Below are 15,782 nucleotides of genomic sequence, written 5' to 3' on the forward strand. Positions count from 1 at the left end.
CCATCGAAGCAAAATTCAAAGCCGGGAATTTCTTTTCACAGTGATCAATAATTGGCATACTAATAGTTAAAGTTTCTAAGATTGTTGTATCAGACTTGAAGCTGATAGTTGAATACTTGCTATTACTTGCACGAATTTCTAAATTAGCATGCATATTAATTTTTGAAGAAACCATAAACAAGTAATGATCCAACAGATAGAAATCACCTTACCCGCATATTCGAGAGGATATCACTTAATTGACTCGGAAATAAGAAGAAATTTACCTGATTTACCAGAAACAGGAATGATGCACCTGTTTATCAAACACACGTCAGCAGCATTAACCATTAACGAGAATGCTGATCCTTCGGTTCGTGATGATTTTGAGTCGATTATGAATTGTTTGGTGCCAGAAAATGAAGCTTATTATACACATGTTTTCGAAGGGGCAGATGATATGCCGGCACATGTAAAAGCTTCAATAATGGGAACAGAGCTTACTATTCCCATTACAAAACATCAATTAAATATGGGAACTTGGCAGGGGATTTATTTGTGCGAATTTAGAAATAGAGGAGGACGTCGTAAAATTGTTGTTACAATATATTCATAAAAAACGCCTCATTTCGAGGCGTTTTTTCTTTATATAGCTTGTGTTTTTTCTCGTAACCATGCTCTGTGTTTCTCATCCAGATCTAGAGAAAGAATATCGTATACCTTTTGGTGATAATTATTCAGCCAGTATCTTTCTTCTTGGGTTAATAATTCAACTATGATGCCTTTGGTTTCGAAATGACAAAGTGTGATGGTTTCAAACTCCAAATAATCACCAAATTCCGATGAGCCCGCATCTTTACAAAGAATTAAATTTTCGTGGCGAATTCCATATTTTCCATCTCGGTACAATGCTGGTTCATTCGACGTAATCATACCTTTTAAAATAGCTTGATCTTTAAGTTCCTGTCGAATGCTTTGAGGACCTTCGTGTACATTCATAAAGCAACCAACTCCATGACCTGTTCCGTGCCCGTAATTGCGCAGGTTTTTCCACAAATCCATTCGTGCTAAAGCATCAATGTTGCAACCACGAGTTCCTACAGGAAAAACAGCCATTGACAGTTGAATCATTCCTTTTAACACCAAGGTATAATCTATTTTTTGTTCTTCGCTTAAATCTCCAAGTGGAATAGTTCTGGTAATATCTGTTGTTCCATCAAGATATTGAGCACCAGAATCAATTAAAAGAATGCTTTCTTTTTCAATCTCAACATTACTTTCTTTTGTTGTATGATAATGTGGTTGTGCTCCATGAGCTTTATAACCACAAATGGTTCCAAAACTTTCACCTTTAAAACCTTCTTGCTGAGAACGGAACTCTTTTAATTTTTCCATTACCGTAAATTCGGTAACTTTTGTATTTCCAAGATTTTCTTCCAACCAATAGTAGAAATGTGTTAAAGCAACACCATCTTTTTTCATGGCATTTTTCATTCCTTCAATTTCTACATCATTCTTAGTGCTTTTAAAAAGTTGTGTTGGATTTTCTCTTTCAATGATGTTTGCCGAAATGGAATTGTAGATTCTTAAGTTTGTTCGATTGATATCCAATAGAACATTGGCAGAACCTGGAATTTCTTCCAAATCAGAGAAAATTCTTCCGTAGCCAGCAATCTCAATTTCATCTTCAAGCAAAGTTTTAGCAAGACTATCTGGTACTTTTGCTTCGTTCAAATAAATGGTGGCCTTTTCTTTTTCAATAAGTGCGTAAGTCAATGCAAGTGGGTTGTAATCAACATCGCTTCCACGTAAATTAAAGATCCATGCAACATCATCCATACTTCCTACAAAATGATAATTGCAATCTAATTCTGCCATTTTTTTGCGAATCTTGGTAAGCTTAGCATATCTGGTTTTGCCAGAATATTTTAAATCATGATCAAAGATTTCTCCATTAGGTAAAGCAGGGCGATCTTCCCAAATCTCATTGATTAAATCAAATTCTTCAACAATATGAATTCCTAAATCTCCTAAGTTGTTCTTTAAGTTGCGTGTCTCAGCAACAGAAAAGCAAGTTCCATCAAATCCAATATTTGCATCTACATTCAGTTCGGACGTTAGCCACTGATAAGGATTAGGAGTATTCTCGGTGCCCATTTTAAACAGCTCAATACCACTGTCAGTCAATTCTTTTTCGGCTTGTAAAAAATATCTGGAATCAGTCCAAAGACCAGCTTTGTTTTCGGTGATAACAACAGTTCCTGCCGATCCGGTAAATCCTGAAATCCATTGACGACCGGTCCATCTTTCAGGAACGTATTCGCTCATATGTGGGTCTGAGCTGGTAATGATGTAGGCGTTAATTTCTTTTTCATTCATTAGAAAACGCAATGCGTTTACTCTTTCGGAAATAGTCATTTTTAGGTTTGTTATTGTTTAGGCCATAAAATTACAATAATATGAAGGAATTGAGACGATTCCTTTCTTAAAAAAATCAATGAAAATATGATTTTATACAAAAAAACCTCTTTCTCATAAGAAAAAGAGGCTTCTTCGAATTGTATTTTTTTTATCTTAAACTAACATTTCCATATTGGCTGTTAATTTTTACTTTTCCTTTAGGATCATTTGAATTTCCTACGATTACTTTCAAGTAAGTTTCCGAGTTGTCAACGATCTTTTGAATTACTTGTGCATTATCAGGATAATTGATACCACAATATTTGGTTTCTGCCTCAAGTGAATACGAAGCACCTTCTTCAATTGCAATTTTACTTGCTACGTATTGGTTATCCACTTTAATACTTTCAAAATCTTTAGAAACATTGTCGATTTTACAATTACCATATTTAAGAGTCAACTCCAATGCTTTGTTTACATTTTCAATTCTAAAGTCGGAATATTGTCCCATATTAACTCTAAATACATCTGTATTTACAATGTTGAAAGCGTCATATTTTGAATCGGCAAAAACAGTTTCATTATTATCCAAATGCAGTTTAGAATAACGACTAACTACAATTAATGCCTTGCTTATTCCAATATTCATTTTCGAATACTTTAAAGTAAGTTTTGTTCTATTGCACTCTTCAATAGTTGCTTTTGCATATGCTAGGTTAATAGTACTTACAGGTTTTTCTTCTGGATATAGAAGCTTTACTGCTTTTAGATTTCCATAGCTTAGATTAATGTTAGCTTTCTCTTTAAGCGATTGAATAAAGATATTTCCAAATTTATTGACTACATCAAGTTTAATATAATCTGGCATAAAAATTTCATAATCGATACTGAATTTTTTACCAGTTTTAAACTTTGTAGACATTCTGGTTTCTGCTTTAATTACATCACCAATTTTATCCATATTGATATCGATATTGGTGAAAAGTAACTTTGCCTTTTCCTCACTGGTAGTTTCAATGGTAATTAAAACCTTTACCGAAACTGAATCTTTTTCCCAATTATGGATATCAACATCACCATATTTGTTGCTAATTTTTAATTCAGTTCCTTGCTTGGCTGAGAATACTTCGATAATTTCTTTCTCATATTCATCTGTAGCAAAGGAATTAAATCCAAATCCCATAACTAAAATCAGTAGGATAGCCGAAAATTTAAATTTAAATGCTTTCATCGTTGTTCTATTTTTATGCTTTTAAATTCTTGTTATTAGTGGTTGTTTTCTGAATTATGCCGAGACATTCAGGTTTGTTTTCGTTTGCTTTCTTACCTGATACAATTGCTCAATAATTCTGTTTAAAATATTGGTTTTTACCTGGTAATATTCAATCATTGCCTGAATTACTCTGTCATCATCAGGATGCAATTTTAATTCTTGTTTTAGTTGATTGTAGCGTTTATCCATCTCTTTCAGTTCTTCTGATAAAATGTTTTGGTGTTCTTTGTTATCAAAGCTTCCCATTCGCTCAATCATCCTCAACTGGCTGTCGATATTTGATGTGTAAAACAATTCAACTTCCTGATATTCCGGAGATATTGCTCCAAGTCCTAATTCTGCAGGAGATTGCATTTTACGAATCTGATATCCGGTAATCCCCGAAATGACCACAAAAATAGCTATTGTTGCCACTTTTAAAAGTCTTGACATCCCAAATAGAGATTTCTTTTTTTGTTCGTTGTTCAATTTTCCTAGAAAGTTTTCAAAATGATCACTCCCAGGATCATGATCATCGAATACTTCCTTGTGTTCCCTAAGTACTTTTTCCAATTCTTTCATACAAACAAGTTTTATTCGAATTGTTGTACGTAACCTTCTTTTTTTAATGTTAATACTTCATGTTGGTGTAGTCATTTGGTATTAACGGCAATAAGAGAACGGTTTACAGCAATTTTTTGGTTTTCTCTTTTTCTAATAATTGAATCAGTTTCTTTTTGGCTCTCAAAAATTGTGATCTTGATGTTGATGCATTTACATTCATAACTTTTGCTATCTCTTCATGATCGTATCCTTCCAATAAGTACAGGTTCAATATAATACGGTAACCTGTTGGTAGCAGGTTTATAGCTTGTTTAATTAAATCAATTTGTTCCTTGGTATCCTCGATCTCATAACTGCTTTCCTCTTCTTTTAGCTTATATAACTCATCTTCCAATGGGAAAAGTTCAAGCTTTCTCTTTTTTAGGCTATCCAAAGAACGATTTATAACGATTCGTTTTAACCAGGCACCAAAGCTAACTTCACCTTTATACTTTTTGATATTTTTAAAAGCTGATAAAAACGCTTCCTGCATAATATCTTCGGCTTCCGATTCGTCTTTTACGATGCGCAAAGACGAATTATACATTGCCTTGTAGTATAATTTATAAATCTTAAATTGTGCTTTGGGGTCGTTTTTCCCGCAAAGCTCAATTAAATCCTGGTGAATGTTTTGGTACAATGAGCTCATTAATCAATTTCTATTCTAATGACGATTGCGGGAATCATGCGTTGCATGTCTTTTTAATTATTTGAGAGAATAAATATAATTAAAAAGAAATACCAAGACAGTATCAGGGTAAGAATATTTTGTAAATAACAGATATTGATGTAATTGATGATTAAAAAAGTGAACTGGCACGTAAAAGAATATTTTTTGCAAATTCTTTAAATGTTGATCTAAGAATTTTCAAACTACGTTTAAATTGGTATTCAAACTCATTTCTTTCCAGTTTTTGCTCCTTGATATTTTCAATTGTGGAGATCAGCTCATTAGCCATATTTTCATAAACCGACCTTTTGTAATGTCTGATGCTATGATTGATATCAGTTTCGCTAATAAATTCTCTTACATCAAGAATGTAAGTGTCCTTGTGAGAATTGCAGAATTGTTCCAAGGCATTATTCATTTTCTCATGTCTGATTCTGGCTTTTCCATATTCTGATTTATTTGCAGCAGGTGTGTCAACTTCTGCACCATTAATAAAAATGATTGGCTTTTTAACCTTCTTTCGAATGGTTTTGAGGTTTTTGATTAATTGATTTTCTGTAATCTGCCCAATAAAATCATATTCAGTGCTGAAAAAATCATAAAAGACTTCATTCATATTTTTGAATTCGTGTTTTTTGCACCGAGCAACAAATTCTGCTTTCGATTCATTTACAAAATCGGAATAAGATTCGTAAGGGATTTTTATTCCAGATGATTTTGACTGATACAAATCCATTGTATAATCAACCAGGAGACTGTACACCAAAATATCGTAATTACTGGAAAATACATCGGTGTCGAAAACCTGTTGATCTAAGAATGGAAAGGAAGCTATCAATTCACTTTTACTTTCTTCATCCAAACTTTCCGATTGAAGAAGAATTTCGGTATGCGCTTTTGGAATGGGGTGATTGTTCTGGTTTACATTATTATATTCGGTGTCTACTTCCAGATCTTTATACGATAAATAATGAGCCATTTGTCTTAAATCGCATGCACCTTTTAAAAATATTTTGGTTGATGAAGAACCCTTGTTCTGATTATCGTTTGTCCAATCATTAACCTCCTTGATCCAGTGAGGGTGATCTTTTGAGTTCAATTCAACCGTAACATCACCCACTCGTTGTAATTCTGGGAAATTGAGTTTGGCATACATGTATTGCTCTAAGCCAATATTCATCGAACGGCAGGAAAAGAGAAAATGTTCCAGCTGGTTTTTTCTTTTAAGCAAGGCATAGAATCCAACAATTCCATATTCTCCAAATCGATCTTTTACTTTTACTGCTTTACATTCATAATCAGAATCTTTAAGTAATACTTCCAATTCATTTTTATCAATTCTTTTCTTGGTATAGTTAATTTGGTTGGTTCGGTTTATGAGTTCGTGAATTCTATCGATTATAGGTTCTAAATTTTCAATAATTGCCAAGTGAATATCCGATGACTCCAGAAAATGGATGTTGTCTGAAAAATGTTCTTTTTCCTTCTCTTTTTCCTCTAAGATTTTATATTGCTGCAATCTGGTAAGTGCGGTGTCATCCTTTCCTGTAAAAGCTTTGTGTTTGCTAATTTCTGGTATGAAATCAGGTTCTTTTGTAAAAATGCCTTGGTTGTAAAATTCTACTTCAGCCAGATTTAAATGATTGTCGTCGAGAAATAAAACATTCGCAGGGCGAAGCTGTGCCGAACTAATAATTTGCTTGACGTTTTTTCCTTTGGGATTCCAGTTGATCTGCGGGAAAACAAAATAATCCCAAACTCCTAATTCGAGCAGTTTGGCTTTTGCTGTTTCAAATTCATTTTTAGAAGCAATTGAATTGATAATTCCTCTTGAGCTTAGGTGTTTAATTAGTTGAATGTTTTCATTTATAGGAATAATGCCTTCTTCTGATAAAGTTCCTTTCCAAAAAGTTTCATCCAAATCCCAAATTATCAGCTTAATTGACTCCATATTGAAAACTTAATTGTTTACTCTAAATTTATATAGAATAAATAAAAATAACAATCAATCAAAGTGTTGTTCATGAGGAGAATAGGAGGGTTTATCAAAATAGATATAAGTCTGCATAGAGGTAAAGAAATGATTTTGATCGTCATAGAGTCTTCATTATTAAGAGTCAAAATAGGTGCAGAGCACCGTAATATTCACTGATAAAATGAGAATCCCAACAGAAATGAAAGGTTTTTGTGATTTTGCTATTGTGTGAATTTGGAATGGGAACTACTCGGCAGTACTTAAATTGAATTGGCTTTGGAATTTTACAACTTTTCTATTTTTTCACTATTCAAACTTTTCTAGACTTTCAGAAAAAAGAGTCACCAATATTTTGGCAACTCTCGTTTATAAGTGATCCCTCTGGGGTTCGAACCCAGGACCCCAACATTAAAAGTGTTGTGCTCTACCAGCTGAGCTAAGGAATCAGGATCCCTAAATTACTGAAAAAAATGAATTTTTGAAAATAAATTGCTGGCAAATGAATTAATGGGCATTTGCTTATTGTTTGATTGTTTTGTGGTTACAATTTTACTTTGTTTTCAATGCTGATAAAAAAAATATAATTAGGGTATTGCATAATTGGATTACGTACCTTTACGTTTACTTACAAGTGAAATTATAAATAATAAGCAATTTTTGTTATATGTACGAAAAACTACTTACAATCCTGTTTTTCCTAATCTCGCTGGTAGCGGTTGGACAAGATAAAATGAGTTTGAAAGGTGAAATGTTGAATTATAAAGGTGAAGATTTCTTGCTTTTAACTGGTGATGATGGAGGAGTTTTTATTGTAGATAGTGCCCAGGTTGATTTTAATGGTATAATTCGATTTAATTGGGAAGGAAGTCCGGGATTTTATCGAATAGCCAATGCGAGTAGTAAGATTGATATTAAGATTGATAGAAAAGATTTTTGGTTCTCCTTGTCAGGTTCAATGGAAGAAGGAGAGTTGCAGTTTACAGAAAATGATGAAAACTACCAATACCAATATTATTTATCCGAATTTTCGATTTTGAATGAATCGATAGAGGACTTGCGTGAAGATTTGCTGAATTTAAATGAGAAAGATTCTTTATTTAAAGAGAAGTATTCGCAATTTAAAAAGCTAAAAAAATCGAAACGCAATTTGCTTAAGGATTTATGGGGGGCGCATATTGATTCATGGTCGGCTCGTTTTGCCTTGGCTCAGCAGGAATTGATTCCTGATGTAAAACTGAAAGGGCAAAAAGCTAATGAATATTATCTGAAACACTTTTTTGATTATTTTGCCTTTTCGGATTCGCTACTTACCGGAACACCGGTGTATTACGATAAAGTATCTAAATACCTGAAGGCACATCAGATTAATGATTTTATAAGTAGTGGCAATTATAAAGAAATTAAGGAGTTAATTGGCAATTTGTTCTGGTTGACTGAACTAGATCCAGGATCGCAAAAATACATGGCCAATTACCTGATGAATCGTTTCCCTGCAGAAGAGTATTTGGAAGTGTACCACATTGTAAGTGATGCCTATCGAGTACTAAATACTTGTGAATATGTTTTGAATACCAAAACAATAAAGCGCAGAATCAATAATTTTAAAGCCATCACAAAAGGTTGGCAAGTGCCTGACATTCCTTTGTATCATACCAACAATGGAAGGGTGCAGAATTTAAGCAATGTGAATAGCGAGGTAACTCTTTTAATTGTGTGGTCGGGGAGTTGTAAGCACAGTGTGAATATGCTTTCACAAATCTCAGAGATATACTATACTTATAAAGAACTCGGTTTAGAGGTTGTGGCGGTTTCTTTGGATAGCAATCTGAATTATTGGAAAACGGCTGTAATGAATGGGAATTATCCATGGATAAATTCTTGTGATACCGATGGATTACATGGAACAGTTGCCAATCAATTAAATACATTTGTTACACCAAGTATGTTTTTAATCGATTCTTCGCTAAAGGTGATGGCATTGCCTCACACTTTTTTCCAATTGGAACAGAAGTTGAACGAGCTTTTTAATTGATAAGATTAAGCTTCGCACATAAAGAAGAAAGTACTGGTTCAATGTCTTTTGTTGTGTAGTTTTTGGATTGGTTATCGTAGAAATTTGTGTTTATCGATATTCTGATATTATACTTATCTTTACATACTGTAAAACCTAATAGCTATTCCAAATGATGAACTATCGTGCTTTAAATTGGTTCAAACAGAAATTTCCGCAAAATTACATTCTACGCAAGCCTTTTATTGGAATGATAATCGTTGCTGTATTTTGTTACCTGTTTACCATTTTATACAAACCGCGACATACCAACAGTTCGGATCCGTTTAGTTATGAAGTTACAATGGCAATATATCTATTGGCCCTAATGCCACCGCTCTATATCACAATTAGAGCATTAAAACTATTTCCGGTTTTTAAGAGTAAGGAGAGTTGGACTCTTTTAAAAGAACTTGGATTCCCTTTAATACTTTTTCTGATTTTAGGTGTATGGAATTACTTTTTTGGATTTATAATGGAAAACACAGAAGGGAGATGGAATATTTATACTTTTCTGGATTCTGTAAGAAGTACGCTCATTACAGGTACGCTTCCATACTTTCTGTTTACCATTCAAAATAGCAGGTATTTACTTTTGACAAAGGCTAGTGATCCAAATAAGGACAATCATATAAATGAGAAGTGTGAACTGATTCACATCAACTCAAAATTAAAAAAAGGAGACATTCGTTTCAATCCTGAATCATTTCTATATGCAGAGTCAAATGGGAATTATGTGATTTTCTATTTTCTTAAAAATGACAAGATCGAGAAAGAAATGGTTCGAAACTCGATAGGAGATATTGAGAATCAATTGAGCGAAATGCCTTACCTAATGAGAACACATAGGGCATTTATTGTGAATTTAAAAATGGTAATTCTTAAAAAAGGAAACAGTTCTGGCTATCGTTTAAAACTTGTCGGAACAGATGCCGAATTGCCTGTTTCAAGACAAAATATTACCAACTTCGATAAGGTTGAGCAGGATTTACAAAAATCTCAGCTTGCCATTGGTACCAATTAATTGCCATTTGTAACAAGTTTAAAATTGCATTTAGAAAGGATTTGTTCTTCGTCACAAATCCCTGATGTCTGTACCACAATTTTGCCTCTTGAGCCTTTATTTACTGACTTTGCAATGAATATCAACTGTAAAAATAAATCAGTCAGGAAATATGAATTGTTACCATCTAATAAATTTAAAAAGCTTTTTGTTGTTGGCTTTTATTCTTCTAGTATGTGAAGTATACGCTACAGAAAGAAAACAAAAAATGCATGGGGTAGTATGCGACCAGAAGGATAAAAGTCCGATTGCTTTTGCTACAGTCTCCTTGCATCAGCAGAGAGATACCTCTTTGATAACAGGAACTACAAGCAATCAAGATGGCTATTTTGAAATCGACCAGGTAAAAAATGGGAGTTACCTACTTCGTATTAGCTTTATAGGATACCAGACATACATGCTACCTGTCAGGCTCGATAAGAATCATAATTTCAATTTGGGAACAGTTTCTTTACACGAGGAAACCATCCATATGGCAGAGACTGTAGTGGTTGGTGAGCGAATTAAAGCAAAGACCATCGATAACGGAACAAGTTTCTTGATGAATAAAAAAATCTACAGCAACTCCAATTCGGGGGTTGATATCCTGAAACATGTTCCGGGAGTTCAGATAGATCTGATGAAGAATATCAGTTTGGATGGTAGTTCGAACATTAAAATATTGGTGGATGGAAAGGAGCGTGATAAGCAATACCTGGAGCAATTAAATGCCAAGCAGATTGATAGAGTAGAAATCATTCGAGATCCTGGAGCAAATTATGATGCGAGTATTACGGGGGTAATTCATGTCATCCTAAAAGAAAGAGAGCTAGGGATGAGTGGACACATTTTTTCTGAAATTCCGACCAATTCGAAGGAAATATTCCTGGATCCAACTTTTGGGTTGAACTACAACAATAGGAAATTGAATTTATACACTTCATACAACGGAAATCTACGTTATTTCGACAATACCGAAGAGAATATTAAAATACTGAACACCCCAAATGGATTGCACACTTTTTATTCAGCTATGGATTTGAGGCAAAAAAACTGGAAACACAATATCCATATGGGAGCCGATTACTATCTTGATTCGCGAAATCAGTTTAGTTTGTATGCATTTCTCTGTCCGGAGAATCAGAGTTTTGAGGGGAGATCAGAAATGCAGGGAAGTACCAATGAGAAGATCAATTTGCAAGAAACAAGTGCCAGGATAGAGAAAAACGACTACATTTTGTCGCATTATTCCATGTATTACAAACATCTGTTTAACAGGAAAGGAAGAGAGATTGCTTTCGATTTAAATTACTTTCGATTGCGAGGGGAGCATTCCATCTGGTACGAAAATCAGGAAAACACGGAACTTAATGGAATAAAACCCCAGAATCAGTTTGTTGGTTTTCGTATGGATTACACTTCTCCTGTCGGATCAGATTTAAAATTGGATGCAGGATGGAAGAGTCAACTGCGAAAAATGGAAGATCGCAATTCCACAGATTTTAATTACCAGGAAGATATACATGCTGCATACATGGCATTATCAGGTAAAAAAAATAAAATAAAGGCCAGCATTGGATTACGAGGCGAGTATTCTTACTCGGGTTTAAATGTGGGCGAGAAAAATGAAGAAATTTCGTTCTTGCCTAACCTACAACTGACCTGGCAAGTTTCCAAGAAGCAGCGTTTTCGATTCAATTATCGAAAAAGCATTACTCGCCCGCATGTATACCAATTATCGCCTATTGCTACTCGAATCGATCCGGTAAGTATCAAACGAGGAAATCCCGATTTGATTCCAGCCATTCATCATCACATTGGTTTGAATTATTCCGGTGCTATAGGCAAGAGCTATGTTTCTGTTCAAATGTATCATAGCATTTCAAACGATTTGATACAGAACTATGCCTTTGTCAATCAAGAACAATTGTTGGAGAATAACATCGCCAATTTAGCAGACAGAAAGGAATATGGACTAAAGTTGAGTGCCACCCTTAGTTTAGATAAATCCATTGGAATCACTCCTTACCTAAAAATGTATCATCGGTCTGACCGTCCGAATACCTTGGCGCGGCAATTGGATATTTCAGCGAAAAACAGTTCTGGGTACGAATTTGGCTGTTCATCGCGAGTGAAGCTGACCAATGAACTTTCTGCCTCATGTACTTTTCAATACATTAGCCCTACATACGATTTGCAGAATAGACGTTACTACAATGCCATCTACATTTGTTCGCTTAATCAGTCCTTTAAAAGTGGTTTGAAACTTGGAATCTCATCAACCATTCCATTGAAAAAAGATTTTACTTATTCGGCAGTAAGAAGTTCAGGACCAGATTACCACTCCAACACAAAAGGGCAGGTGCATGTGTCGACCTTCTTTATTCGTCTTCAGGCCAGTTACCAGTTTAAATGGGGAAAGCAGAGAGCCAAAATTGAAAGACAAAATCGAGTAGAGGAGGGAAAGCAGGAGAAGGGTTTTTAATTGAGGCAGTAGCATTGCATCTTTGGTAGATCATTTGATAAATGTGGGTGTTCGCAATTGTAGATGTTTTGATATATTTGGTGTAGGGACGTAGCAATGCTACATCCTTACTGTGTGATATCTAACTGACTGTCATTTTATTATTGCTTTTATTTCCCCCATCTCTTTGGATTCATTCGAATGTATTCTTCAATTCTATCAAATTCTGATTGACTGCGAATTATTCTATCATGGAAGCGAGGCAACCAATCAAATAAAGAATATCCATTCTGTCTGCACCATTTGGTCAATGCCGATTTATAGGATCGTATCACTATAGATAAACTACCCGGTTTGGGTGCTATGGACGACATGTATTGGTTTTTGCTTGTGTCGTTGGGACGTTGCAGTGCAACGTCCTTACAATCATTCACAATACCTATTATACCATGTATATGATCGGGCATAATAACAAATTCGCCCAATTCTACATGTTTATTGTATATGGCAATATTTTTCCAAAAGTTTTCAGCCTGTTTTCCTATGGCTGATAACTGCACTTTACCATCAACAATGTTTCCAAAGAAAGCTTCTTTATCTTTGGTGCTGATGGTTATAAAATACCATCCCGGCTCCGAGTAATCATGATTTCGTTTGCGAATGGATTTGCGGTTTTTCATTCCAATGGGATGTTGTGAATGTTTTGATGTATTTGGTGTAGGGACTGCCGTAGGGACGTAGCACTGCTACGTCCTTACTCTACCTGTATATTCGTTGGTTTAATCTTTTCGCTGTATTTTAAAAGTTTATTGTTTTTGTTACATTATCTTGTCGGGCGTCACCATCCTTAAGTTTTAACTTTTGTAGTGGGTAGTTATTTGTTAATTTCAGTAGGTTTAATTATTGGTTCATGTAATGAAAACACTGAAACACAATAATCGATTCCTTCAATAAGAAATTCTCTTAATTCAAACATTTCATCTGAGATTAATGAACGGGACTTTTCCTGATCTAACCACCCGCCTTCAGTTATTTCGAGAATCCAGTTGTCAGTTAAGGTCTTATAATTCCAATAGTCCATCATATCTCTTTCGTGTATACATTTAAAACCAAAGGGATTCTCAAAACGGATTAAATATTCATCTGCTTTATCTGCAGAGTATTTTATATCTAAATTATCAAGGTCATAATTAATTGCAAGAATTTCAGGAGTGATATACTTCTGAATAATTGTATGAAGTACTTTTGCTTTCAATTTGTTCCGTTTTTTTAGTTCAGTTTAATTACCCACTTCTTATTTGTGTATTGTATCAATCTTTAAAATTGACTTCTTGAATTTATAAAACAATAATTGCTAAACAAAATAAACAAATGGTAATCTTATTGTAAGGTTCAAAATCATATTAGGCATTTCTCAAAAAAGTATTTCCTGAATTGGTTCAGATGCTCATTTTCCCAAAAAAGTACCTCCTCAACTGGCAGAGGAGCTCGTTTTTCCAAAAAAGTACTTCCTCAATTGGCTGAGGAGCTCATTTTCCCAAAAAAGTATCTCCTCAATTGGTTGAGGAGCTTGTTTTCTCAAAAAAGTACCTCCTGAATTGGTTGAGGAGCTTGTTTTCTCAAAAAAGTACCTCCTCAATTGGTTGAGGAGCTTGTTTTCTCAAAAAAGTACCTCCTCAATTGGCTGAGGATCTCATTTTCCTCAAAAAGCACCTCCTCAATTGGCTGAGGAGCTCGTTTTCTCAAAAAAGTACTTCCTCAATTGGTTGAGGAACTCATCTTGCAAAAAAACAATTTCTTCAATGAGGTGAAGAGCTTGTTGTCTCAAAAGCTTATTTCTTCGTTTTCTTTTAGCAAAGGAATGATTCAAAATTCGGTAGATTCTATTTTGTGAACTTGTAATTGTATTTTACGATAGGTAAGAGTGATGATGTTTTTAAGTAAATTAAATTTAGAGGTGTGAAATTATGAGAGTTTGTATTACTCCTTATATATAATAGGAATAGGTGCTTCGGTAAAAAATGTTAAAAAAGTTTTATTGCTTTACAAAATAAATTAAATTTATAATGGTTTTAATAATAATGCTGTTGGTTCACATCATAAAAAAATAGAATATGATAGAACAAATGAATTTTTCAAAGCTGCACTTAAATGAGTTTTTAAGTTACTGCGGCGAAATATCAACTTATCTAAAATCGATCGATAAGGAAGGATTACAAATTGTATCTGCTATTGATCAGTTTGCAGCCAGGTACGAGGTGGCTGTTGAGGTGTCGAATCGTACTCGATCCAGTAAGTTTACGGATATGCTAAAAGCAAAAGACCATCGTCGTGATGAGTCTTACCTTGCATTTAGAAACTTGATTGAAGCATGCTCTCATCGAAAGAATGCAACAACTGCTGAGAAAGCAGAAAGTCTGTTGAGAATAATCAGGTCTCATGGATGGTCGTTACAAATTGAGAGTAGGGCAGATCAATCGGCTAAAATGGCCAGTTTAATTAAAGAACTCAGCTCCGCTGAAAATACCAGTTTAATAGAGCAACTGTCTGCTACCGATTGGTATCAGGATATGGTTGATGACAATGCAGAATATTTGAAACTGCAGGAAGATAAAACTGTTGCTGAATCATCGGAAACGGAGTATGACACTTTAGAGGTGTACAAGAATTTAAGAGTGAGTTGTGAGCAACTTTTCGAGGCTATTGAGGTGTTGAATCGCATAGCTCCTAACGAAAAGTACGATCAGATGGAAGCTTTCATTAACGATTGTACACAGCGCTATCAAACCATTGTGAAAACACGCACTACCAAAAACGAAAACGCTAAAGAAGAACAAACCCAGGAACAGGAGGCATAAATAAAAAAAGCAGAGGCTCCACAAATTCTCGAGTTAAACCGACGAAAGTTTCAAAAGGGAATTAAGGGCCTCGGCTTAGGACAAAAATATAACCATTTTGTCAGTATTTATCTATCCTCTATAATTTTTATACCAACAGCATTTATTTTAAGACTAAACCTCCTTTTTAACGAAAGGAGGTTTTTATTTTTTAGATGATTTAAAATTCACTAATTCTGAATAGGAGAGAGCATAGACATCTTATTAAGATGCCTTAAAATTTACTGCACAAAAAAAGAGTCACCAATATTTTGGCAACTCTTCATTTCTTTAAGTGATCCCTCTGGGGTTCGAACCCAGGACCCCAACATTAAAAGTGTTGTGCTCTACCAGCTGAGCTAAGGAATCATCCTGATTTTTTATGAAAGACTTTGGTTGTCTTTAGTGATCCCTCTGGGGTTCGAACCCAGGACCCCAACATTAAAAGTGTTGTGCTCTACCAGCTGAGCT

12 protein-coding genes and 3 tRNA genes are annotated in these 15,782 nt (G+C 34.6%); 5 read left to right on the plus strand and 10 right to left on the minus strand.

Annotated elements, in window-relative coordinates:
* Positions 1 to 184: 184 nt before the first annotated feature.
* Positions 185 to 595, plus strand: a complete 411-nt coding sequence (locus tag M0051_RS18360; protein ID WP_306743021.1) for a secondary thiamine-phosphate synthase enzyme YjbQ — start codon at positions 185 to 187, stop codon at positions 593 to 595.
* Positions 596 to 624: 29 nt separating this feature from the next.
* On the opposite strand, the gene M0051_RS18365 is transcribed toward M0051_RS18360, so the two are convergent.
* From M0051_RS18365 to M0051_RS18390, 6 genes are all read right to left on the minus strand, one after another.
* A complete protein-coding gene (locus M0051_RS18365; protein WP_306743022.1) occupies positions 625 to 2,397 on the minus strand; it encodes an aminopeptidase P family protein in 1,773 nt (590 codons plus the stop codon).
* 151 nt (positions 2,398 to 2,548) lie between these two features.
* Entirely contained in the window at positions 2,549 to 3,610 is a 1,062-nt protein-coding gene (locus M0051_RS18370) for a hypothetical protein (protein ID WP_306743023.1), read from the minus strand.
* Positions 3,611 to 3,664: 54 nt separating this feature from the next.
* A complete protein-coding gene (locus M0051_RS18375; protein ID WP_306743024.1) occupies positions 3,665 to 4,213 on the minus strand; it encodes a hypothetical protein in 549 nt (182 codons plus the stop codon).
* A gap of 103 nt (positions 4,214 to 4,316) precedes the next feature.
* Positions 4,317 to 4,883 carry an RNA polymerase sigma factor gene (locus M0051_RS18380; RefSeq protein ID WP_306743025.1) on the minus strand — a complete coding sequence of 189 codons (567 nt, stop codon included), beginning with the start codon at positions 4,881 to 4,883 and terminating at the stop codon, positions 4,317 to 4,319.
* A gap of 151 nt (positions 4,884 to 5,034) precedes the next feature.
* A complete protein-coding gene (locus M0051_RS18385; protein ID WP_306743026.1) occupies positions 5,035 to 6,855 on the minus strand; it encodes an HAD-IIIC family phosphatase in 1,821 nt (606 codons plus the stop codon).
* 397 nt (positions 6,856 to 7,252) lie between these two features.
* Positions 7,253 to 7,325 (minus strand) — tRNA-Lys (locus M0051_RS18390).
* A 218-nt stretch (positions 7,326 to 7,543) separates the two neighbouring features.
* Between M0051_RS18390 and M0051_RS18395 the strand changes: the two genes are divergently transcribed.
* From M0051_RS18395 to M0051_RS18405, 3 genes are all read left to right on the plus strand, one after another.
* Positions 7,544 to 8,911, plus strand: a complete 1,368-nt coding sequence (locus tag M0051_RS18395) for a thioredoxin-like domain-containing protein (protein ID WP_306743027.1) — start codon at positions 7,544 to 7,546, stop codon at positions 8,909 to 8,911.
* Positions 8,912 to 9,062: 151 nt separating this feature from the next.
* Complete coding sequence (locus tag M0051_RS18400; RefSeq protein ID WP_306743028.1) at positions 9,063 to 9,953, plus strand: LytTR family DNA-binding domain-containing protein; 891 nt, start codon at positions 9,063 to 9,065, stop codon at positions 9,951 to 9,953.
* 151 nt (positions 9,954 to 10,104) lie between these two features.
* Positions 10,105 to 12,456: a TonB-dependent receptor domain-containing protein gene (locus M0051_RS18405; RefSeq protein ID WP_306743029.1), complete on the plus strand. Its 2,352-nt coding sequence runs from the start codon at positions 10,105 to 10,107 to the stop codon at positions 12,454 to 12,456.
* Between the two features lie 149 nt (positions 12,457 to 12,605).
* Here M0051_RS18405 and M0051_RS18410 read toward each other — a convergent pair whose 3' ends face one another.
* Positions 12,606 to 13,115, minus strand: coding sequence for a transposase (locus M0051_RS18410; RefSeq protein WP_306743031.1), 510 nt, complete (start codon positions 13,113 to 13,115; stop codon positions 12,606 to 12,608).
* A gap of 194 nt (positions 13,116 to 13,309) precedes the next feature.
* Entirely contained in the window at positions 13,310 to 13,690 is a 381-nt protein-coding gene (locus M0051_RS18415) for a hypothetical protein (protein ID WP_306743032.1), read from the minus strand.
* An 859-nt stretch (positions 13,691 to 14,549) separates the two neighbouring features.
* Here M0051_RS18415 and M0051_RS18420 point away from each other — a divergent pair.
* The gene (locus M0051_RS18420) at positions 14,550 to 15,293 is read left to right on the plus strand and encodes a DUF6261 family protein (protein WP_306743033.1); all 744 of its coding nucleotides are present in this window, start codon (positions 14,550 to 14,552) and stop codon (positions 15,291 to 15,293) included.
* Positions 15,294 to 15,607: 314 nt separating this feature from the next.
* Here the strand turns inward: M0051_RS18420 and M0051_RS18425 are convergent.
* Together M0051_RS18425 and M0051_RS18430 are read right to left on the minus strand one after the other, a co-directional pair.
* Positions 15,608 to 15,680, minus strand: a tRNA-Lys gene (locus M0051_RS18425).
* Positions 15,681 to 15,720: 40 nt separating this feature from the next.
* A tRNA-Lys gene (locus M0051_RS18430) sits at positions 15,721 to 15,782 on the minus strand.

Source organism: Marinifilum sp. D714 (assembly GCF_030851345.1).
Classification (GTDB): domain Bacteria; phylum Bacteroidota; class Bacteroidia; order Bacteroidales; family Marinifilaceae; genus Marinifilum.